This window comes from Micromonospora sp. Utrum1, from assembly GCF_057197805.1.
In genome coordinates this window covers 6,604,455-6,625,099 of the sequence record NZ_CM170071.1, presented here as the reverse complement: position 1 = coordinate 6,625,099, position 20,645 = coordinate 6,604,455, and the positions used below count along the sequence as shown (strand labels likewise).

General features: G+C 74.9%; 18 protein-coding genes and 2 pseudogenes. 11 read left to right on the top strand and 9 right to left on the bottom strand.

Translation table 11 applies throughout. From position 1 onward, the window contains the following. Nucleotides 1-26: 26 nt before the first annotated feature. Complete coding sequence (locus AC0OLQ_RS31120; RefSeq protein WP_357339101.1) at nt 27-1,025, bottom strand: SDR family oxidoreductase; 999 nt, start codon at nt 1,023-1,025, stop codon at nt 27-29. Between the two features lie 241 nt (nt 1,026-1,266). On the opposite strand from AC0OLQ_RS31120, the gene AC0OLQ_RS31115 reads away from it, so the two are divergent. Further along, nucleotides 1,267-2,520, top strand: a complete 1,254-nt coding sequence (locus AC0OLQ_RS31115; RefSeq protein WP_484529151.1) for a glycosyltransferase — start codon at nt 1,267-1,269, stop codon at nt 2,518-2,520. Here the strand turns inward: AC0OLQ_RS31115 and AC0OLQ_RS31110 are convergent. The 4 genes and pseudogenes from AC0OLQ_RS31110 to aroA form a co-directional block, all read right to left on the bottom strand. Next, nucleotides 2,415-3,388, bottom strand: a pseudogene (locus AC0OLQ_RS31110) (hypothetical protein). The gene AC0OLQ_RS31115 and the pseudogene AC0OLQ_RS31110 overlap by 106 nt on opposite strands. Nucleotides 3,389-3,448: 60 nt before the next feature. Continuing rightward, nucleotides 3,449-4,267: a histidinol-phosphatase gene (gene hisN / locus AC0OLQ_RS31105; protein WP_484529150.1), complete on the bottom strand. Its 819-nt coding sequence runs from the start codon at nt 4,265-4,267 to the stop codon at nt 3,449-3,451. 60 nt (nt 4,268-4,327) lie between these two features. Then, entirely contained in the window at nt 4,328-5,275 is a 948-nt protein-coding gene (gene rsgA, locus AC0OLQ_RS31100; protein WP_484532481.1) for a ribosome small subunit-dependent GTPase A, read from the bottom strand. Nucleotides 5,276-5,479: 204 nt separating this feature from the next. Beyond that, nucleotides 5,480-6,781, bottom strand: coding sequence for a 3-phosphoshikimate 1-carboxyvinyltransferase (aroA, locus tag AC0OLQ_RS31095; RefSeq protein ID WP_484529149.1), 1,302 nt, complete (start codon nt 6,779-6,781; stop codon nt 5,480-5,482). 102 nt (nt 6,782-6,883) lie between these two features. Between aroA and AC0OLQ_RS31090 the strand changes: the two genes are divergently transcribed. The 5 genes from AC0OLQ_RS31090 to rsrA all read left to right on the top strand — a co-directional run bounded on the left by AC0OLQ_RS31090 (nt 6,884) and on the right by rsrA (nt 10,919). Then, the gene (locus AC0OLQ_RS31090) at nt 6,884-7,591 is read left to right on the top strand and encodes an SOS response-associated peptidase (protein WP_484529148.1); all 708 of its coding nucleotides are present in this window, start codon (nt 6,884-6,886) and stop codon (nt 7,589-7,591) included. A 211-nt stretch (nt 7,592-7,802) separates the two neighbouring features. Further along, nucleotides 7,803-8,195 (top strand): WhiB family transcriptional regulator, encoded by a 393-nt coding sequence (locus tag AC0OLQ_RS31085; protein ID WP_456181710.1) that lies wholly within the window; start codon nt 7,803-7,805, stop codon nt 8,193-8,195. 242 nt (nt 8,196-8,437) lie between these two features. After that, nucleotides 8,438-9,055, top strand: coding sequence for an alpha/beta hydrolase family protein (locus tag AC0OLQ_RS31080; RefSeq protein WP_484529147.1), 618 nt, complete (start codon nt 8,438-8,440; stop codon nt 9,053-9,055). A 767-nt stretch (nt 9,056-9,822) separates the two neighbouring features. Next, nucleotides 9,823-10,629: a sigma-70 family RNA polymerase sigma factor gene (locus AC0OLQ_RS31075; RefSeq protein ID WP_357339115.1), complete on the top strand. Its 807-nt coding sequence runs from the start codon at nt 9,823-9,825 to the stop codon at nt 10,627-10,629. Between the two features lie 2 nt (nt 10,630-10,631). Beyond that, nucleotides 10,632-10,919 carry a mycothiol system anti-sigma-R factor gene (gene rsrA, locus AC0OLQ_RS31070; RefSeq protein ID WP_357339117.1) on the top strand — a complete coding sequence of 96 codons (288 nt, stop codon included), beginning with the start codon at nt 10,632-10,634 and terminating at the stop codon, nt 10,917-10,919. Nucleotides 10,920-11,020: 101 nt separating this feature from the next. On the opposite strand, the gene AC0OLQ_RS31065 is transcribed toward rsrA, so the two are convergent. After that, entirely contained in the window at nt 11,021-11,095 is a 75-nt protein-coding gene (locus AC0OLQ_RS31065; protein WP_369700219.1) for a 50S ribosomal protein bL37, read from the bottom strand. 221 nt (nt 11,096-11,316) lie between these two features. Between AC0OLQ_RS31065 and AC0OLQ_RS31060 the strand changes: the two genes are divergently transcribed. Then, a complete protein-coding gene (locus tag AC0OLQ_RS31060; RefSeq protein ID WP_357339319.1) occupies nt 11,317-11,538 on the top strand; it encodes a biotin/lipoyl-binding carrier protein in 222 nt (73 codons plus the stop codon). Continuing rightward, nucleotides 11,535-12,047 carry a GNAT family N-acetyltransferase gene (locus AC0OLQ_RS31055; RefSeq protein ID WP_484529146.1) on the top strand — a complete coding sequence of 171 codons (513 nt, stop codon included), beginning with the start codon at nt 11,535-11,537 and terminating at the stop codon, nt 12,045-12,047. Before AC0OLQ_RS31060 ends, AC0OLQ_RS31055 begins: the two co-directional genes overlap by 4 nt. Here the strand turns inward: AC0OLQ_RS31055 and AC0OLQ_RS31050 are convergent. Next, nucleotides 12,012-12,660 (bottom strand): annotated as a pseudogene (locus AC0OLQ_RS31050) (TetR/AcrR family transcriptional regulator); the annotation flags it as partial. The gene AC0OLQ_RS31055 and the pseudogene AC0OLQ_RS31050 sit on opposite strands and share 36 nt — an antisense overlap. Before the next feature lie 113 nt (nt 12,661-12,773). Between AC0OLQ_RS31050 and AC0OLQ_RS31045 the strand changes: the two are divergent. Further along, complete coding sequence (locus AC0OLQ_RS31045) at nt 12,774-14,363, top strand: MDR family MFS transporter (RefSeq protein WP_484529145.1); 1,590 nt, start codon at nt 12,774-12,776, stop codon at nt 14,361-14,363. 70 nt (nt 14,364-14,433) lie between these two features. Here the strand turns inward: AC0OLQ_RS31045 and AC0OLQ_RS31040 are convergent, their stop codons facing one another. After that, nucleotides 14,434-16,254 carry a tetratricopeptide repeat protein gene (locus AC0OLQ_RS31040; RefSeq protein ID WP_484529144.1) on the bottom strand — a complete coding sequence of 607 codons (1,821 nt, stop codon included), beginning with the start codon at nt 16,252-16,254 and terminating at the stop codon, nt 14,434-14,436. A 184-nt stretch (nt 16,255-16,438) separates the two neighbouring features. Here AC0OLQ_RS31040 and AC0OLQ_RS31035 point away from each other — a divergent pair, with 184 nt between their 5' ends. Next, on the top strand, nt 16,439-17,470 hold the full coding sequence (locus AC0OLQ_RS31035; RefSeq protein ID WP_484532480.1) for an SIS domain-containing protein: 1,032 nt from the start codon (nt 16,439-16,441) through the stop codon (nt 17,468-17,470). Between the two features lie 25 nt (nt 17,471-17,495). Further along, the gene (locus AC0OLQ_RS31030) at nt 17,496-19,043 is read left to right on the top strand and encodes a histidine kinase N-terminal domain-containing protein (protein WP_484529143.1); all 1,548 of its coding nucleotides are present in this window, start codon (nt 17,496-17,498) and stop codon (nt 19,041-19,043) included. A 31-nt stretch (nt 19,044-19,074) separates the two neighbouring features. Here AC0OLQ_RS31030 and AC0OLQ_RS31025 read toward each other — a convergent pair whose 3' ends face one another. Then, nucleotides 19,075-20,625, bottom strand: coding sequence for a glycosyltransferase family 39 protein (locus AC0OLQ_RS31025; RefSeq protein ID WP_484529142.1), 1,551 nt, complete (start codon nt 20,623-20,625; stop codon nt 19,075-19,077). Nucleotides 20,626-20,645: the final 20 nt, after the last annotated feature.

The window sequence follows — 20,645 nt, the reverse complement described above, 5'->3', positions numbered from 1 at the left end:
CGCATCAGTCCGGTCCGCGGGACCCATCAGCGGTCCGTCCGCGAACGGCGACTCATCGCCGCCATGGTGCCGACAGCCGTGCCGGCCGCCGCCAGCCCGAAGGCGGCCGTCAGCCGGATCAGCTGCCCGCGCCGGCCCTGCCACCCGTCGGTGCGCTCGGCCGCCGCGTCGGGATGGAACACGTTGCCGGTGGCGTCCAGGCGGACGCCCGGGCCGAACTGGGTGCGCGCGGTGTACCAGCCGAGCGCCCGCTCGGCCAGCGCCGGGACGAGCCGCCACTGGAGCCCCATCAGCCGGGCCGCGCCCCCGGCGTACGCCTCGCGGCGCGGCCGGCGCAGCAGCCGGACGATCGTCTCGGCCACCAGTTCCGGCGGGTAGACCGGTGGGGGCGGGGTCAGCTCCCGACCGGTGTGGTTGGCGGCGTGCCGGAAGAACGGCGTGTCGATGCTGGCCGGCAGCACCGTGCAGAGCGAGATGTGCCCCCGGCCGGTGACCCGCAGCTCCTGCCGGACCGTGTCGGCCAGGCCGCGGATGGCGTGCTTCGTGGCGTTGTACGGCGACTGGTACGGCATGGCCACCTCGGCCAGCACCGAGGCGTTGTTGACCAGCACCCCGCCGCCGGCCGCGTCGAGCCAGGGCAGCGCCGCCCTGGTCCCGTACACGGTGCCGAGCAGGTTCACCTCGACCACCCGGCGGAACTCGGTCACCGGGATCTCGTCGAAGAGCCCCACCGTGCCCACGGCCGCGTTGTTGACCCAGGCGTCGATCCGGCCGAACTCAGCCGCCGCCCGCGCCGCGAGCTGCTCCACCGCCTCCGGGTCGGTCACGTCGGTCGGCACCACGAGGGCCCGCCCGCCCAGCTCCCGGCAGCGATCGGCGACCCGGCGCAGCGCCTCCTCGGTCCGGGCGGCCAGCACCACGTCGGCGCCCCGGCGGGCCAGCGCGTACGCGGTGGCCGCGCCGATCCCGCTGGAGGCGCCGGTGATCACGACGGTGGCGTCGTCGAGGCTGCGGGTGAGAGGCATTCTTCGCCCGTACCCCCGCTGCGGCCGGGTCATGCCGCCCGAGTCGCCGGGATCACGGTTCGATCGTCGCCGGGGCGGGCAGATGTCCCGGTAGCCGACACGACCCGCGTGCTGTCCCGTTCGTGCGACGGTTCCGTGTCGGTCCGCTCCCGATCTGCCAGGTTTCGGCGCACCGGGGTCGGGTTAATGGGACCCTCTGACCGGAGGACCCACCGCTCGCGAGAACGCATGGAGGTGCACCATGCGCGTCGGCCTTGTGTGCGCGCACGCCGGCCCGTCCGTCGACGGTCCCACCGTCGGGACGCACCAGCACATCGCGCGGGTGGCGGCCGAGCTCGCGGCGCGGGGCCACGACGTCCGGGTGTACGAGCGCCGCGACGCGCCGGACCAGGAGTCCGTCGAGGTGGACGGCTACCACCTGGAGCGCGTCCCGGTCGGCCCGGCCGCCCCGCTGCCGACCGCCGAGCTGGTGCCGTACGTGACCGAGTTCGGCCGCTGGCTGGCGCAGCGGTGGTCCGGCGACTGGGCCCCCGAGGTGGTGCACGGGCACTACTGGGTCGGCGGGCTGGCCGCGGCCCACGCCGTCCGGGAGACCGACATCCCGGTGGTGCAGACCTTCCACTCCCTCGGCGTCGAGCAGCTGCGCCACCTCGGGCGCGGGTACGACGGGCCGGGGGAGCGGATCCCGCTGGAGCGGGCGCTGACCCGGGCCGTGGACATCGCGGTCGCCCAGTGCAACGACGAGGTCGACGAGCTGACCCGGATGGGGCTCCAGCGCACCTCGGTGGCGATGGTGCCGACCGGGGTGGACACCGCCCACTTCCACCCGGACGGCGAGGCGGCCCCGCGCGACCAGCGGGCCCGCATCCTCTCGGTGGGCGGGCTCGCGGCCGGGCACGGCCAGGACGACCTGATCCGGGCCATGCGGCTGGTCGGCGACGCCGAGCTGGTGATCGCCGGCGGTCCGCCGGCCGAGCAGCTCGCCACCCACGCCGAGGCGCGCCGGCTGCGCGAGCTGGCCGAGCGGACCGGGGTGGCCGAGCAGGTCAAGCTGGTCGGCGCGGTCCCGCACGACCAGATGGCCACCTGGTACCGCTCCGCCGACGTGGTCGCCTGCACCCCGCACTACTCGTCCGCCGGTCGGGTGTCGCTGGAGGCGATGGCCTGCGGCGTCCCGGTGGTCGGCTACGCCATGGGCGGCATCGCCGACGCGGTGGTCGACGAGGTGACCGGCAAGCTGGTGCCGCCCGGGGACGTCCGCACCCTCGGGGTCACCCTGCGGCGGATCCTCGCCGACAACGCCGGGCGGTTCGCGTACGGGCACGCCGCGGTGGACCGGGTCCGGTGCAGCTACACCTGGGAACGGACGGCCGGCGCGCTGGAGCGGCTCTACGAGCGGGTGATCGGGCGCCGGAAGCCGGTCGAGCCGGTCGAGGCAGCCCCGCGCCCCGTCGAGGTCGCCGCCGATCGGCGCGGACCCGTCGAGGCGGCCTGACTCAGCGCCGCGCGCGGACCGCCGAGCCGGCGCCGATCATCGAGGGCTCGCGCTCCCGGGCGACCGCGTGGTGGTGCTGCGGCTCGGCGTAGCGGGTCAGGCCGACCACCGCGGCCAGCGTGGCCAGGAAGCCGACCCCGGCCAGCCATTCCCGGCCCGGCCAGATCCGGTCGTTGAGCAGCAGCAGGCCGATGATCGCCGCGGGCACCGCCCCGGCGGCGTCCATGGCGGCCACCGCGGCCGTGGTCGAGCCGCGCTGCATGGCCAGGCCGAGCAGGAGCTGGCCGACCAGCGAGTGGGCGATCAGCAGGTAGAGCAGCGGGTTCCGGACGAACGCCTCCGCCGAATCGGCCGAGGCGAGCGGCCGGGCCGCCACCGCGGCGGCGGAGAACGCCATCCCGGCCAGCGAGCCCAGTGCCACCGAGCCGGGCGCGCCGTGCAGCCGGGCGGCGAAGAAGCCGAGCACCGCGATCACCCCGATCGCCACCGCCAGGCCGACCAGCCCGGCGGTGCCGAGCTGTCGCGACGGCGCGGGCTGGGCGGCCAGCACCAGCGCGGTGATCCCGCCGAACAGCAGCACCAGCAGCGCCACCTCGGCGGCCGGCAGGCGCCACTTCAGCACCAGCACGCCGAGCACCGCGGTCACCCCCAGCCCGGCCGCCACGCTGGCCTGGACCAGGAACAGCGGCAGGTCGCGGCGGGCCAGGAAGGCCAGCACGAAGCCGACGACCTGGCAGGAGAGCCCGACCAGGTAGGTCCGGTGCCCGGCCAGCCGGAGCAGCAGCCCGGGGTCGAAGGTGTGATGCACGGTGGTCCGCGCCGCGGCGACCGACTGGAGGAGGTTGGCGAAGCCGTACGCGACGATCATCGCCGCCAGGAAGCACCAACCGGAGGAGACCACCTGGCGAGGATAGAGGTTACCGACGGGTCAGCGCTCGGTCGGCCGGCCGAGCCGGCTCAGGATGTCGTCGTGCAGCGCGCCGTTGCTGGCGATGGCGCTGAACCCACCCGAGCCGTCCCCTCCCGGGGCCGACCGGCCGGCCAGGTCGGTGACCGTGCCGCCGGCCTCGGTGACGATCGGGACCAGCGCGGCGATGTCCCAGAGCGACAGCTCCGGCTCCACCATCACGTCCAGCGCCCCCTCGGCCAGCAGCATGTAGCCGTAGAAGTCGCCGTACGCGCGGCTGCGCCAGGCGTCCCGCATCATCTGGAGCATCGCGTCCAGCCGGCCGGCCTCCTCCCATCCGGTGAGCGACGAGTAGCAGACGCTGGCATCGGCCAGGGTGGTCACCCCCGAGACCCGGATCGGCGCGCCGGAGGCCGGGTCCGGGCCGGCGAAGGCGCCCGCGCCGCGGGCCGCCCACCAGCGCCGGCCGAGAGCCGGGGCGGACACCAGGCCGAGCACCGGCCGGTCGCCCTCCAGCAGCGCGATCAGGGTGGCCCAGACGGGTACGCCCCGCACGAAGTTCTTGGTGCCGTCGATCGGGTCGACGACCCACCGCCGCCCGCCCGGATCGGTGGCCGGCTGCTCGCCGTACTCCTCGCCGAGCAGGCCGTCGCCGGGGCGGTGAGCGGCCAGCAGGGCGCGGATCTCCCGCTCCACGGCGGTGTCCGCGTCGGAGACCGGGGTCAGGTCGGGCTTCGACTCGACCCGCAGGTCGAGGGCGCGGAACCGGGCCGAGGCGACGGCGTCGGCGGCGTCCGCGAGCTGGTGGGCGAGGGCGAGGTCGTCGGCGTACCCGGTCATGCCGGACACGCTAGCGACGCCCGCCCGGCCGCACCCGGCGGGTGGCCGCGGTTCCGCCGGTCAGGAACCGGCGAGCGGGTCGCCCGGGTTCCGCTCGGGCTCGCGCGGGTCGCCGCTCTCGCCGCTGCGGGAGGCCAGCAGCCGGCGGTACGAGGCCAGCCGGCGCGGGTCCGCCTTGCCGGCGGACACCCAGGCGTCTAGCGCGCACTCCGCCTCCTCGGCGGTGTGCTGGCAGTTGGCCGGGCAGTCGACCGTCGCCTCGACCAGGTCCGGGAAGCCGTGCAGCAGGCTCTCCGCCGAGACGTGCGCCAGCCCGAAGCTGCGGACGCCCGGGGTGTCGATGATCCAGCCGGGGTCGCCGTCGGTCGGCGGCTCCAGGTCGCGGCGCGACGCGGGACGCGCCGAGCCGGAGTCGCCGGAGGCGAGCGGGGGCAGCCGCAGCGCCACGGCGCTGGTCGAGGTGTGCCGGCCCCGGCCGATCGCGCTGACCACGCCGACCGCCCGCTCGGCCTCCGGGACGAGGCGGTTGACCAGCGTCGACTTGCCCACCCCGGAATGCCCCACCATGACCGAGATCCGGCCGGCGAGCAGCGCGCGCAGCGCGGCCAGGTCCGAGTCCGGCCGGATCAGCACGTACGGCAGCTCCAGCTCGGTGTAGTAGCCGAGCACCGCCTCCGGGCCGGCCAGGTCGGCCTTGGTCAGGCAGAGCAGCGGCTCGATGTCCGCGTCGTACGCGGCCACCAGGCAGCGGTCGATGAACCCGGTGCGCGGCGGCGGGTCGGCCAGCGCACTGACGATCACGAGCTGGTCGGCGTTGGCCACCACCACCCGTTCCAGCCGCCCCTCGGCGGTGGTGGCGTCGTCCTCGGCGGTCCGCCGCAGCACCGAGCGGCGCTCGGCGATCCGGACGATCCGGGCCAGCGCGCCGGGGGCGCCCGAGGTGTCGCCGACCAGGCCCACCCGGTCGCCCACCACCACCGACTTGCGGCCCAGCTCGCGGGCCCGCATCGCGGTGACGGTCGCGTCGACCGGCCGGGCGTCCGGGAGCACGCAGGTGTAGCGCCCCCGGTCGACGGCGATCACGAACCCGTCGACGGCGTCCTCGTGCCGGGGCCGGGTGCGCGTACGTGGGCGCGACGACTTGCCGGGTCGGACCCGGACGTCGTCCTCGTCGTACTCCCGCCGCCTGGTCGCCAGGACGTCCCCCCGTCGTCAGCTCTTGCCGGTCACCATCCCCGACCATAGTGCCGGGAACTCCGGCATGGTCTTGGAGGTGCACGACACGTCGTCGACCTCGATGCCGGGGACGGCCAGCCCGGCCACCGCCGCGGCGTGCGCCATCCGGTGGTCGTCGTACGTCCGGAACGTCCCGCCGCGCAGCGGGCGGGGCCGGATCTCCAGCCCGTCGGCGGTCTCGGTGAGGTCCGCGCCCAGCGCGGTGAACTCCTTGGCCAGAGCGGCGACCCGGTCGGTCTCGTGCCCCCGGATGTGCCCGACGCCGGTCAGCCGGGAGGGGGAGTCGGCGAGCATGGCCAGGGCGGTCAGCACCGGGGTCAGCTCGCCGACGTCGGAGAGGTCGGCGTCCAGCCCGCGAACCCTGCCGGTGCCCCGGACGGTCAGCCCGGCGGTGCCCAGCGTCACCTCGCCGCCCATCCGGTGCAGCAGCGCGCGCAGCTGCTCGACCGGCTGGAGGCTGCTGCGCGGCCAGCCCTGGAGGGTCACCTCACCGCCGGTGACCAGGGCCGCGGCGAAGAACGGCGCCGCTCCGGAGAGGTCCGGCTCGATCTCCCAGCCGCGCCCGGTCAGCGGGCCGGGCTCGACCGTCCAGACGTCGGGGGTGGTGTCGTCGACCGCGGCCCCGGCGGCGCGCAGCATCTGCACGGTCATCCGCAGGTGCGGCGCGGACGGTACCGGCGGGCCGACGTGCCGGACCACCACGCCCCGGTCGAACCGGGGCCCGGCCAGCAGCAGCCCGGAGACGAGCTGGCTGGAGGCGGAGGCGTCGATGACCACCTCACCGCCGGTGACCCGGCCGGCGCCGAGGACGACCAGCGGCAGGCTGCCGGTCGGCGGGGCGTCGATGCGCACGCCGAGGGAGCGCAGCGCGCCGATCAGCGGGCCGAGCGGGCGGGTCCGGGCGTGCGGGTCGCCGTCGAAGGTCACCCGGCCCTCGGCCAGGCCGGCCACCGGTGGCAGGAACCGCATCACGGTGCCGGCCAGGCCGACGTCGACGTGCGCCGGGCCGACCAGCGGATGCGGCCGGACCAGCCAGCGGTCGTCGTCGGAGACGGACATGTGCGCGCCCAGCTCGCGCAGGCCGGCGGCCATCAGCTCGGTGTCGCGGGCGCGCAGCGGCCGGTCGAGCGTCGACGGACCGCTCGCCAGCGCGCCGAGCACCAGCGCCCGGGCGGTCATGGACTTGGAGCCGGGCAGGCGCAGCGTCGCGGCGACCGGGTCGCTCGCGGTCGGCGCGGTCCACGGCTGCGGCGGTCGCGTCGCGGTCAGATTCCCCACGCTCACATTCTGCCAACTCCGCGGGCCGGTGGAACCGCCCGTCCTACCTGCTCCCGGTTGGCGGGACAGCCGGAACGCCGGCGGCGGGTTAGCGTTGGCGCCATGTGCGGGAGGTACGCGACGACCCGGAGCGCGGGCGACCTGAGCGCGCTGTTCGAGTCGTCCGACGAGACCGGCGGGGTCGGCCCGGACTTCAACGTCGCCCCGACCGATCCCGTGCCGCTGGTCCGACTGGCCCCGGAGGGGCACCGGCTGCTCTCCGTCGGCCGCTGGGGGCTGGTCCCGCACTGGTCCCGCACCGCCTCGGGCGCCGCTCGCATGATCAACGCGCGGGCGGAGACGGTCGCCACCAGCCGCGCGTACGCCCCGTCGTTCGCCCGCCGGCGCTGCCTGGTCCCGGCCGACGGCTGGTACGAGTGGGTACGCCAGGCCGACGGCCGGCGGCAGCCCTACTTCATGACCCCGCGTGACGGTTCGGTGCTGGCCTTCGCCGGCATCTGGTCGGTCTGGGAGTCGGCCGGCGAGGCCAGGCTCACGTTCAGCGTGCTGACCACCGCGGCGGTCGGCGAGCTGGCCGAGGTGCACGACCGGATGCCGCTGCTGCTGCCCCGGGAGCGTTGGGCGTCCTGGCTCGGCCCGACCGAGGAGCCCGCCGCGCTGCTCGCGCCGCCCGCTCCGGCTTGGCTCGCCGGCCTGGAGATCCGCCCGGTCTCGCCGGCGGTCGGCGACGTCCGCAACGACGGCCCGGAGCTGACCGCCCGGGTCCCCCTGGCGCGTGCGGAGGCCGACACGGAAATGACGCTGTTCTGATCACTCTCAGCACATTGTCGTGTGCTGATTTGCCGGGGTTGCGCCTGAAACGTCGCCCGGCCGTTTAGCCATGTTTACCGAAGGCTCTTGTCCCCGCCTGCGCAAGTGCGATAGAACACAGCGCCGGTGTTGGGCGTCTGTTCGCACGGGGCGGATGACACCCATCGATCATTCATGATCATTTGCCGGTCCCACGGGGGAGGTGGGTGTATTGACACGGGCACGTATGCCCCGCCCGCACGAGGTGGCCGCCGCGCGGCGAGATCCGCGACTGCTGCGGGCCCTGCACGAGCGGCGCCAGGACGAGGCGTGGCGGACCAGAGGAACCTGTCAGAGCGTGGACCCGGAGACGTTCTTTCCGGCGCCCAACGAACCGGCCGACGCGGCCGTGGCGCTCTGCCGCAGTTGTGACGTCCAGGGGTCCTGCCTGGCCTGGGCGCTGGAGGTGGGCGACTGCCACGGCGTGTGGGGCGGCACCACACCGCGCGAGCGGCGGGCCATGCTGGTCGCCTGGCGCAGTGAGGTGCAGCCGGATCCGGACGCGGTCGACGAAGCCGGTCCGCCGGTCCGTGACCGGTTGCTCACGCTGGTGCCGTCCAGCTGATTCTCGTTTGGCCGTCGCCCGCGGTTCCGCCATCGGCACTGCGGGCGACGGCTTTTTCGCCATCGATGGCGCGGCTTTTCCGCCATCGGATGGCGGGTGACGGCGTTCCGCCACCGGGACGGCGGGCGAGCGCGTTCCGCCTCCGGGACGGCGGGCGACGGCGTTCCGTCAACGGGATGGCGGGCGAGGGCGTTTCCGCACCTGGTGGCCGTAGCGCCCGGCGCCGGACGCAGAATGGGCCGGTGCGGCACAGCGACGAGATCGGGACACCCCGCGGGCCGGCCCGGGTCCACACCGACCTGCCGGCGGCCGGCGGCGCCACCGTGCTGGTGCTCGGGCACGGGGCGGGCGGCGACGTGGACGCCCCGGACCTGGTGGCGGTCCGGGACGCGCTGGTCGGCGCCGGGGCGGGCGTGGTCCGGGTGACCCAGCCGTACCGGGTGGCCGGCCGGCGCGCCCCGGCACCGGCGGGACATCTCGACGAGGCGTGGACGGCGGTGCTGGCCGAACTCCGGACCCGCCACCCGGAGGCGGCCCGCTGGGTGGTCGGTGGCCGCTCCAGCGGCGCCCGGGTCGCCTGCCGCACCGCGCACGCGGTCGGCGCGGCCGGGATCGTCGCGCTGGCGTTCCCGCTGCACCCGCCCGGGCGGCCGGAGCGCTCGCGCGCCGACGAACTGCGTATCGGCCTGCCCACCCTGGTGGTCAACGGTGACCGGGACCCGTTCGGGGTGCCCGAGCCGGGCCCCGGCGTCGAGGTGGTGACCCGCCCGGGGGAGCGGCACGACCTGCGCGGCGACCCGGCGGACACGGCAGCCGTCGTCCGCGACTGGCTCCACGCCCGGGGCTGGCTCCCCACCTGAGCTTCTCGCCGCGCCCGCCCGCCGTCCGCCACCGGGTACGCGTGGCCGCGCCGGCTCCCGCCGGTGCCCGCTGATCCACTCCACTTCGCCGAGGTCCGGCTTGGTCGCCTCGGTCGACTCCACCTTGCCGAATTGGCGGTGTCCGTGCTGGGGCCGTCTCCCTCATGCGGCCCGGCCCGCGCCTTGGGGCCCTCCCGACCGCCGCCGCTGGGATGCACGTTCGGGTGCGCTTGTTGTCACGCTGGCGACAACAGACGCATCCGAAGCGGAGAGCGGTAGGGGTGAGTGGAACGGCATGTAGGTCATACGTGCCGTTTGACCTACATGGTGTTCCACCGACGGCGGGCAGACGGCCAGGCATTCGTGGGCGTGGGCGACTCAGTAAGGAGGGCGTGCCGGCCACTCTCCGGCATGAGGCCGCCGGGGCAGCGGAGGGCGGGGCCGGGCATCCCGTCGGCGGTGATGTCGCGCGGCTCGGCTCGGAAGGTGTGCGGGGGCGCTTGCCGCGCATGAGGCCGCCCGGCGTGGAGGGGCGACACTCCGGCGGCGCGGGGTCGGCGTGACCGTCGGTGGCGGCGGGTCGTTGCTAGGGGTGGTGTCGGGTGCCCGGTTCGGGCGTCCGGGGCCACCCTCCCAGGCCCTTCCTGGTCCCAGCGTCGGTCGCGGCCGAGGTCGGGGCCAGGAACGGGTGGGCGGTGACGGAATGTCCCGCCCCGCGGCGGGCGTTACTACCTCCGGATGACATTTGCAGCCGAGGGGGGTGACCGGTGCCGACCGAGACACGCAGCCGGGAGCGGGACGAACGGGACGCGCGGCAGCTGAAGCGGTTGCTCGACGCGCCGGAGTGGCCCACGCCGGCATCGGCCGTGAGCACCAGCACACAGTCCGGAAGTGAATCTGCCGACAGGCGGGTACGCGTATCCTCGGCGGGAAAGCATCCGACGCGAGGGGACGTGCGGTTGACGACCGAGAAGACGGACGAGCGCAGGGCCCGCTTCGAGCGGGACGCGATGCCCTTCGTCGATCAGCTCTACGCTGCTGGGCTGCGGATGACGCGCAACCCGGCGGATGCCGAGGATCTGGTCCAGGAGACGTACCTGAAGGCGTACGCCGCCTTCCACCAGTTCGAGCAGGGCACGAACCTGAAGGCCTGGTTGTACCGGATCCTGACCAACACCTACATCAACTCCTACCGGAAGCGGCAGCGCCAGCCCGTCCAGGCGCCCACGGACGAGATCACCGACTGGCAACTCGCCGAGGCGGAGTCGCACACGTCCAGCGGGTTGCGCTCGGCGGAGACCGAGGCGCTGGACCGGCTGCCGGACAGCGACGTCAAGGAGGCCCTCCAGCAGCTGCCGGAGGAGTTCCGCATGGCGGTCTACCTCACCGACGTCGAGGGCTTCTCCTACAAGGAGGTCGCCGACGTCATGGGCACGCCGATCGGCACCGTGATGTCGCGGCTGCACCGCGGCCGTCGTAATCTGCGCAAGCTGCTCGAGCAGTACGCGGCTGAGCGGGGCTTCACCGCCGCGCCGTCGAAGGGCTCGACCGCCGCCGCCGGCCGGGAGGTGTGACCGTGAGCTGTGGGAAGCCGCACGAGACGGACTGCCGCGAGGTGCTCGCCGAGGTCTACCTCTACCTGGACCTGGAGTGCGGTGAGGAGCGCCGCGTCCTCATCCGGGAGCACCTGGAGGAGTGCGGGCCCTGTCTGCACGAGTACGGCATCGAGCAGGAGGTGAAGGCGCTGGTCGCCCGCTGCTGCGGCAACGAGACCGCGCCGGAGCATTTGCGCGAGCGGCTGCGGGTCCGCCTGACCGAGCTGGTGGTCTTCGAGACCACCGAGTCCCGCGAGCTGGCCGACTGACCGTAGCGGGAACGAGCTGAAGACACCGGTGGCCCGGGTCCGTGTGGACCCGGGCCACCCGTGTGTCCGGCCCGGGGGCCGGCACCGCGCTGATCCGGGGATCAGGAGTTGGGGCGCTTGCCGTGGTTGGCGCCGCTCTTCTTCCGGGCCTTCTTCTTGCGGGCCTTCTTGGCCATGCTCTGCCTCCTTGTGCTGGTCACGGTCCGGCCGCGGGCGAGCGCGGCGGAGGTCGCGTACCGGTTCCCGGACGCCGGGAACCGACCCGCTGATGCTAGTGCCGACGGCGGTGCCCGGGGAGCGGCGGGGGCGGAACCGGAGTGCCGGGCGCGCTGTGCCGGGGCGTGACCGGGGTCATGATTGGATACCGTTCGCAGCAACACCGGTGGAGAGGGAGGGCCTGGAGATGGCCGAGGAGATCCGCGCCGAGATGGTGGCGAACGTCTGGAAGGTCGTGGCGTCGGCCGGGGACAGCGTGTCCGAGGGAGACACGCTGGTGATCCTGGAGTCGATGAAGATGGAGATCCCGGTGATCGCCGAGTCCGACGGCGTGGTGTCGCAGATCGCGGTCAACGAGGGCGACGTCGTGCAGGACGGTGACCTGATCGCGGTGATCGGTTGACCGGGCTGCGGGTCCGTCGGGCCGAGCCGGCCGATTTCCCGGCGTTGGCCCGCCTCACGGTCGCCGCGTACGAGGCCGACGGACAGCTCAAGGGCGAGAGCGGCTACGGGCCGGTGCTCGCCGACGTGGCCACCCGGGCCGAGACCGGTGAGGTGTTGGTCGCCGCCGACGAGGCCACCGGCGAGGTGTTGGGCGCCGTGACGTTCGTGCTGCCCGGCACCCCGTACGCCGAGCTCGCCGGTCCGGGGGAGGCCGAGTTCCGGATGCTCGCCGTCGACCCGGCCGCGCAGGGCCGGGGCGCCGGGGCGGCCCTCGTCGACGCGTGCGTGGCGCGCGCCACCGAGCTGGGCTGTTCGGCCGTGGTGATCTGCGTACGCAGCGGGATGGCGGCCGTGGCGCGCCGGCTCTACGGGCGGCTGGGCTTCGTGCGGGCGCCCGAGAAGGACTGGACCCCGGTGCCCGGCGTGGAGCTGCTCGGCCTGCGCCTGGACCTGACGCCGCCGGCCTGACCCGGGCCGGCCCGTCGGCCGCCGCGCCGGCGGCCCGCCCCGGTCAGGAGCCGTCGCCGATGCGCGCCAGGAGTTCGTCGGCCACCTCGAGGGCGATCTTCTTGCGCTCCTCGGCGGTGATGCCCGGGGTGCGGACCGCGAACCAGCTGCTGTGCACGGCGAAGAGGGTCAGCACGGCGCGCAGCTGGGCGGCGGGAGAGTCGTCGCCCCGGCTCAGCTCGTGCGCCAGCCGCATCATCCGGTCGCGCATCTGCTGCCCGGAGGCGAGGCTCTTGAGCACCGTCTGGTTCTGCTCGAAGAACCGCATCACCGTGGGCAGCTCACCGGCGAACATCGCGTCCGCGTACCGGCCGATCAGCGCGCGCCGGGTCGCCAGCGTGGCCGGCTGGGTGCCGGCCCACTCGATCAGCTCGTCCATCCGGCGCAGCCGGTCCTCGACGAAGCTGCTGACGATCTCGTCCTTGCTCTTGAAGTGGTAGTAGAGCGCGGCCTTGGTCACGCCGAGCCGCTCGGCGATCTCCCGGAGCGAGGTCTTCTCGTAGCCCTGCTCGGTGAAGAGCTCCAGCGCGACGGCCTGAATGCGTTCCCGCGTGCCGCCTGTGCTCTCCCTCACCCGTACCACCCAATTCGCTTGACGGTTCCTACTGCCCAACTTACCGTCCGGCTAGTAAGGTAACTAGCCGGACGGCAAGTAAGTTGGTCACAGATCTTCGGGGGAGCTTACCCATGAGTCAACCAGCCCAGGTGACGGCGAGACCCAACGTCCGGGTCGTGCTGTTCGGCCTGATGATCGCGATGATGCTCGCGATGCTCGACAACATGATCGTCAGCACCGCGCTGCCGCGGATCGTCTTCGAGTTCGGCGGGGCCGACCACTTCACCTGGGTGGTCACCGCGTACGTGCTGGGCACCACGGTCTCCACCCCGATCTGGGGCAAGCTCGGTGACCTCTACGGCCGCAAGGCGGTCTTCCTGACCTCGGTGGTCGTCTTCCTGGTCGGCTCCGCGCTCTGCGGCATGTCCGGGTCGGGCGTCTTCGGCGGGGTCGACACCGGGATGATCGAGCTGATCGCGTTCCGGGCCGTCCAGGGCCTCGGCGCCGGTGGCCTCATGGTCGGCGTCATGGCGATCATCGGTGACCTGGTGCCGCCCCGCGAGCGGGGTCGCTACCAGGGCATGATCGCCGGCATCATGGCCATCGCCATGGTGGCCGGCCCGCTGGTCGGCGGCTTCATCACCGACAACCTCTCGTGGCGGTGGGCGTTCTACGTCAACCTGCCGCTCGGCGGCGCGGCCCTGCTGGTCCTCGCCACCACCATGCACCTGCCGAAGTACCGCACCGAGCACAAGATCGACTGGCTGGGCGCCGCGTTGCTCTCCGTCGGCATCACCGCGATCGTGCTGGTCACCACCTGGGGCGGGAACGAGTACGACTGGGCCTCCCCGCAGATCCTCGGCCTCGCCGCGCTCGCCCTGGTCGCCCTGGTGGCCTTCGGTCTCGTCGAGCGCCGTGCCCCCGAGCCGATCCTGCCGCTGGGCCTGTTCGCCAACCGCAACTTCGCCCTCATCTCGGCGATCGGCTTCCTGCTCGGCTTCGCCATGTTCGGCGCCATGAACTTCCTGCCGCTCTACCAGCAGACCGTGCAGGGCGCGTCGGCCACCAACAGCGGCCTGCTGCTGCTCCCGCTGATGTTCGGCATGCTGGTGGTCTCGCTGGTGGTCGGCCGGGCCATCACGAAGACCGGGCGCTACCGGGCCTTCCCGATCGTCGGCGGCGTGGTGATGGCCACCGGCATGGGCCTGCTGACCCAGCTCGACCTGAACACCAGCAAGGTCGTCTCCTCGCTCTACATGGTGGTGCTCGGCGTCGGCATGGGCTTCCTCATGCAGACCTCGATGCTGATCGCGCAGAACAGCGTGGAGCAGAAGGACCTGGGCGCGGCGAGCGGCGCGGCCACCTTCTTCCGGTCCATCGGCGGGTCGTTCGGCGTCTCGCTCTTCGGCGCGATCTTCGCCAACCGGCTCGCCGACTCCGCTGCCGGCCCGGCCTTCGCCGGCGGGGGCGGTGGCGAGGGCGGCGCCATGAACCTGGACAAGCTCAAGGAACTCGCCGGCCCGGTGCGGGAGGTCGTGCTCGGGGCGCTCTCCGACGCCATCTCGCACGTCTTCTTCTGGGCGGTCTTCTTCACCGTGGCGGTCCCGGTGCTCGCCTGGTTCATCAAGGAGGTCCCGCTGCGCACGGCGAACGACGTCCCGCCGGCCGACGCGACCCCCGAGGAGCAGGCCGAGGCCGCCCTCGGCAAGGCGCCCGTCTGACCCACCCGCCGCGGCCACGCCGACCCGTCATCGGGTACGGCGTGGCCGCGCCGTTTCCGGGGCGCTGCCGTCAGGGGTGGCGGCGGAAGAGGGCGGTGAGGCGGCGCCAGAGGCGGTGCAGGGCGCCGGCCGAGGCGGCCGGAACCGGGCTGGTGATCAGGGTGTCGGCCAGGGCGCGGGTGGGCGGATCCAGGTCCGGGGTGGCCAGCGCCAGGTGGGCCAGGGACACCGCGATCGGCACCCGGCGCTCGCGGGCCACGGCCGCCACGTCGGCGAGCCGCTCGGCCACCACCCGCGCCACGTCGGGGCGGGCGGCGGGGTCCACCCAGGCGGCGGTGACCAGCGCGAACAGCGCTGCCTCGGTGATCCAGTCCTCCACGCCCCAGACCAGTTCGAGCAGCACGCGGCGCCGGGTGGACTCCGCCCACGGCTCGTCGGTGCGGTGGTGCAGCAGGCCGAGGCAGGCCCAGACCTGCACGCAGCGCACCCAGAGCGACGGGTCCTGACCGGCGAGCACCCGCCCCAGCGCGGTGGCCGGCGCGGCCGGCGGGTGCACCAGCAGGCCGAGCAGGTCGGCGAGGTCCAGGGTGGCCAGTCCCACCGCGGCGTCGTACGCGGCCGGGGGGTGCGGCCAGGCCGGGTGGGCGAGCTGCCGGATCCGTTCCGCCGCCTCGGCCGAGGGGGTGGGCAGGGTGGGCGCGGCCACGGTGCCGTCGTAGCGCCAGAGCTGGCAGGTGGTGGACCGGCGGGGTTCGCGCGGGTCCGGGTCCGTCACCGCGGCCACCTCCACGGCCAGCCCGGGCGCGGCCGCCGCCGCGGTCCGCATGGCGCTCGGCGGCTCCAGCCCGTCGAGGCGTACGGCCACGGGGGCGTCGGCGGCGAGCGCCCGGCGCAGTGCGTCCAGCACCGGCCCGCCGGCCGGGGTCACCTGGCCGAGCCAGGGCCGGCCGCGGCAGCACTCGGCCAGGTCACCGTGCTCGTGGGTGTCGTCGGGGTGGTCCCGGACGAAGTCGGCGAGGGCCACCAGGTGGGCCACGTCCCCGTCGCGCTGGAAGCGCAGCCGGTGCGCGGTGTGCACGGCGCAGTCGAAATTGGGATCCTTGGCCAGGGCCCGGTCGATCCAGTCCAGCGCCTCGTCGAGCCGGCCGTGGTCGGCCAGCGTGCCGGCGATGTCGGCATAGACCGCCAGGTCGTCGGGGTCGAGGGCGACGGCCCGTTCCAGCGCGGCGAGCGCGTCCCGGGTCCGGCCGGCGCTGCGGTACGCGTAACCGAGCCACACCTCGCCGAGTTTGGTGGGCTGTGCGCGTACCCCCCGCGAGGCCCAGGTGACGGCGAGGGCGACCTCGCCGAGGCGCCGGGCCAGCGCGGACGCCGCGCCCAGCAGCAGCGGGTGGGCGGGGTGCACGGTGACCGCGTTGCGGGCCAGGGTGAGGTACGGGCGCAGTGGCTCGCGCAGCCGGCGGGGGACCGGGTCGGGCGCCGTGGCGCAGACCTGCATGAGGATCCGGGCGGTGCGCTCGGGGTCGAGCCGTTCGGGCAGGTCGGGCGCGGTGACCCAGGGCACCGCGGCCCACTCGGCCGTGGGGGCGTAGCCGGTGGCCGCCGCCAGCAGGTCGAGCCCTTCGGCGGGGCGGCCGGCGGCGGCGAGCAGGTGGGCGCGGGCCACCACCGCGCCGACGAAGGCGTGGTGGCCGAGCGGGAAGAGGTCCAGGTCGCCGCCGCTGGCCGCGGCGAGCCGGGCGAGCGTCTCGTGCACCTCGGGCAGCGTGGGAGCCTGGACGAGGGCGGCGGCGACGTGGTCGGCGGCGTGCCGGAGGTCCCCCTCGGCCAGTGCCAGCCGGGCCAGCGCGAGCTCCTCCTCCGCGGAGAGCGCGGGGTCGTCCTCGGGCACGTCGTCCTCTCGGGTGGTCGGTCCGCCAGCCGGGCAAGCCTAGGGGATCATGGCCGCGGATGGTGATCCACTGCGCACTACTGTTCGTTCCGTTGCTCGTCGCCGCCGAAAGGTGCAAGACTGAGCACCGAACGCGCGGCAATCGCGCAGGAGGGGGTCTTCCGTGACGCGTCCAGGGGCCGGGATGGCCGCCGACATCGACGAGCAGCCGGCCGGCTACGACCGCCTGCTCTCCGCCGAGCACGCCGGGGCGATCGCCCGGGTCGCGGCGGTGATCGCCGAGCGCCGGCCCCGCCACGTGGTCTTCACCGCCCGCGGCACCTCCGACCACGCGGCGCTCTATGCCGCCTATCTCACCGAGATCCGGCTCGGCCTGCCCGCCGGGCTCGCCTCGCCCAGCGCCATCACCGTCTTCGGCGCCCGGCCCGACCTCTCCGACGCCCTGGTGGTCGGGGTCAGCCAGAGCGGCGGATCGCCCGACCTTGCCGAGGTGCTGCGGGTGGCCCGGGACTCCGGCGCGCTCACCCTGGCCGTCACCAACAACCCCGACTCGCGGCTGGTGGACACCGCCGAGCTGAGCCTGGACATCGCCGCCGGGCACGAGCGGGCCGTGGCCGCCACCAAGACCTACACGGCCGAACTGCTCGCGCTGCTCATGCTCGTCGAGGGGGTACGCGCCGGCGACGGCGTGCTCCCCGCCGAGGAGCGGGCCGCCCTGGCCCGCCTGCCCGAGCTGGCCGAGCGCACCCTGTCCGACGCCACCCCGGCCCAGCTCGCCCCGCGCTACCGGTTCGCCGCCCAGCTCGTCACCACCGGCCGGGGCTACGCGTACCCGACCGCCCGGGAGGCGGCGCTGAAGCTGATGGAGACCTCCTACCTGCCGGCGCTGGCCTTCTCCGGCGCCGACCTGCTGCACGGCCCGCTCGCCATGACCGACCCGGACGTGCCGGTGCTGGCCGTGGTCGGCTCGGGCCCCGGCGGGCGCTCGATGCGCGAGGTGCTGCCCCGGCTCGGCGAGCGCCGCGCCGACGTCGTGGTGGTCGGCTCCGCCGACGTCGGGGCGACCGCCCGGATGGCCGTGCCCGAGGTCGACGAGCGGTACGCCCCGCTGCTCGACATCCTGCCGTTGCAGCGGCTCGCCCTGGCGCTGGCCCTGGCCCGGGGCGAGGACCCGGACGCCCCCCGCGGGTTGAAGAAGGTCACGGCGACGATGTGAGGCGCGGCGTGGCACGCTGTTCAGCGTGTCCACCCTCCGTGACCTCGCCGAGGAGCACACCTCGCTCCGGCCGGCCGACATCGACCACCTGCACCGGATCGCCGGCGACTGGCAGCTCCTCTCCGACCTGTCCTTCGCCGACCTGCTGCTCTGGGTGCCGGTCGACGCCGACGGCACGTTCCTCTGCGTGGCCCAGGTCCGCCCGACGACCGCGCCGACCGCGTACCTGGACGACCAGGTCGGCCGGATCGTCGGCGGGCCCGAGGTGGCGCACCTGGAGGTCGCCCTCCGGCAGGGCCGGATCTGGCGGGAGGGCGACCCGGTCTGGTACGGCGACGTGCCCGCCCGCCACGAGGCCATCCCGGTGCGGCTGCGCACGGCCGACGGGGAGTCCGGCGAGGTGGTGGCGGTGGTCGGCCGGGACACCAACCTCTCCACCGCGCGCACGCCCAGCCAGCTCGAACTCAACTACCTGACCACCGCCGACGACCTGGCCCAGATGATCGCCGACGGCACCTTTCCGCCGCCCCGGCACCCGGGCGAGACCACCTCGGCGCCCCGGGTCGGCGACGGCCTGGTCCGGCTCGACGCCAATGGGAAGGTCACCTACGCCAGCCCCAACGCGCAGTCCGCGTACCGCCGGCTGGGCTTCGCCTCCCACCTGGTGGGCGAGGACCTGGCCAAGCTGCACCGCCGGCTCGCCGGCGACCCCCTCGAAGGCACCGACGCCGGCAACGCGGTGCTCGCCGCGCTGCGCGGCGAGGCCCCGCCCCGCCGGGAGATCGACGCCCGCGGCGCCACCATGCTCACCCGGGCGCTGCCGCTGATGCCCGCGGGCGTGCCGATCGGCGCGCTGGTGCTGGTCCGCGACATCACCGAGGTACGCCGCCGCGACCGCGCCCTGATCACCAAGGACGCCACCATCCGGGAGATCCACCACCGGGTGAAGAACAACCTCCAGACCGTCGCCGCGCTGCTCCGCCTCCAGGCCCGCCGCGTGGCCATGCCCGAGGCCCGGGTCGCCCTGGAGGAGTCGGTACGCCGGGTCGCGTCCATCGCCCTGGTGCACGAGACGCTCTCCATGTCCAGCGACGAGGCGGTCGAGTTCGACGGCATCGTCGACCGGGTCGCCAGCGCGGCCACCGAGGTGGCGGCGACCGAGGTGACCGTCGGCATGCGCCGCCAGGGCAGCTTCGGCGTGCTCCCCGCCGAGATCGCCACCTCGCTGGTGATGGTCCTCAACGAGCTGCTGCTCAACGCCGTCGAGCACGGGTTCCCACCGGCCGGCGAGGAGGGCGCCCCCGGCCCCGAGGGCGCGCCGGAGCCGGCCGTGGTGGTCTCCGCGCACCGGTTCCGCAAGCAGTTGCACGTCTCGGTCGCCGACAACGGGCGCGGCCTGCCCGAGCAGTTCGACGCGGAGAAGGGCGGCAACCTCGGGCTCCAGATCGTCCGGGCACTGGTCACCGGCGAACTGCGCGGCACGATCGAGCTGCGCAACGGCGCCGAGGGCGGCACCGAGGCCATGCTGGTCGTTCCCCTGGCCCGCGGCACCGCCGACCGCCTCGCCGGCTGACCGGCTGCCCTCGCCGCCGAGAGCGCGCGGGTCACCGGGTGAGCAGGGCGACGGTCAGGCCGGGGCGGGGCCATACCTGGCGGACCGTGAAGGCGCCGCGCAGGGCGTCGCCCTTGGCGCCGGGCACCGCCGCCAGCGGGTCGGCGCGCCGGCCGGTGACCACCAGCCAGACCCGGTCCACGCCGGCCAGGCACTCCGCCGGGCGGTCGCACTCGGCGGCCCAGAGGTCCGCGCGCTGCCGCTGGTCGCGCACCACCAGCACGTCGCGCGGCCGCCGCACCCCCAGGTGGTACGCCAGGCCGAGATCGGGGAAGAGCCAGCTGTCCCGGGGCGAGTAGACGATCGCGTCGCCCGGCCGTTGGTGGTCGGCGACGACCCGGGCCACGCCCGCGTAGTCCACCGGAGCGGTCCGCGGCCACTCGTGGGTGCGCCGCAGCGCCGCCTGGTCCGGCAGCCCGACCAGGCCGGCCAGGGTCACCACGGCCAGCGCGGGCACCAGCCGTACGCCGGCCAGCGCGGCCCCGGCCAGCAGGCAGGCGAACGGCACGGTGAAGATCAGATAGCGGGTGACCCAGAGCGGCACCACCGTGCCGGCGGCGTAGAGCAGCAGCACCGGCAGCAGCACGGCCAGCACCGGCAGCAGCGCTCGCCGGCCGAGCCGGGCCGCGCCGAGCGCGGCGAGGCCGAGCAGCAGGCCGCCCACCACCCCGCTCTGCGCCAGCGCGCCGGGCAGCGCGGCCAGATCGTCGACGCGGACCAGGCGGACCCAGTCGAGCTGCCGGCCGCGCTGGCCCCCGGCCACCAGCACCAGCGGGGCCACCAGCACGACCGCTGGTAGCAGGGCGACCAGCCACCGCCAGAGCAGCCCGCTCCGGCCATTCCGGTCCCCGTCCCGCGCCGCGGCCGCCCGGCCCCGACCTGTCGCGGCATCGGCCGGACCGGCCAGGGCCGGCGGCGGATCGATGCCGGCCGCTGCGGGACCGCGCCCGGCGGCCAGCAGCACCACGACGGCGTGCGCGGCGAGCAGGGTGAGGGCGATCAGGTGGAACAGTCCGAGCGCGGCGACGGCCGCGGCGTATCCGGCCCAGCGCCGCCAGGTCGGCCGGCGCAGCGCCCCGACCAGCAGCAGCGTGGCGAGCACGGCCAGCAGGGTGGCCGGCGCGTAGGGGCGGGCCTCCTGGCCGTACCGGGAGGTGGCCGGCAGCACGGCGAGGAGCAGCCCGCCGAGCAGCCCGGCCCGGGGACCGGCCAGCCGGGCGCCGAGCTGGGCGGTGAGCGCGGCGGCCCCGGCCATGGCCAGCGCGGACGGCAGCCGCAGCGCGGTCGGCGAGGTCCCGGCGAGCGCGGTCCAGCCGTGCATGAGCAGGTAGTACGGCCCGGTCGCGGCGTCGATGGTGCCGGCCAGCCGGACCAGGTCGGGGACCGGGCGGGTGGCGGCGCTCCAGGTCGCCAGCTCGTCGCGCCACGGCTGCGCGTGTCCGATCCCGGCGAGCGTGACCGCCAGGGTGAGCAGGCCGGGGATCGTCCACACCGGCCAGCGCCGGCGGTCGTCGGGCGGCGCGGGCTCCGATGGCGCGGTCACATCCCGCAGCCTCACATGAC

Coding starts and splice junctions, on each gene's coding strand:
- AC0OLQ_RS31120 (WP_357339101.1), bottom strand. CDS start 1,025: ATGCCTCTCACCCGCAGCCTCGACGACGCCACCGTCGTGATCACCGGC.
- AC0OLQ_RS31115 (WP_484529151.1), top strand. CDS start 1,267: ATGCGCGTCGGCCTTGTGTGCGCGCACGCCGGCCCGTCCGTCGACGGT.
- hisN (WP_484529150.1), bottom strand. CDS start 4,267: ATGACCGGGTACGCCGACGACCTCGCCCTCGCCCACCAGCTCGCGGAC.
- rsgA (WP_484532481.1), bottom strand. CDS start 5,275: ATGCGGGCCCGCGAGCTGGGCCGCAAGTCGGTGGTGGTGGGCGACCGG.
- AC0OLQ_RS31090 (WP_484529148.1), top strand. CDS start 6,884: ATGTGCGGGAGGTACGCGACGACCCGGAGCGCGGGCGACCTGAGCGCG.
- AC0OLQ_RS31045 (WP_484529145.1), top strand. CDS start 12,774: ATGAGTCAACCAGCCCAGGTGACGGCGAGACCCAACGTCCGGGTCGTG.
- AC0OLQ_RS31035 (WP_484532480.1), top strand. CDS start 16,439: ATGGCCGCCGACATCGACGAGCAGCCGGCCGGCTACGACCGCCTGCTC.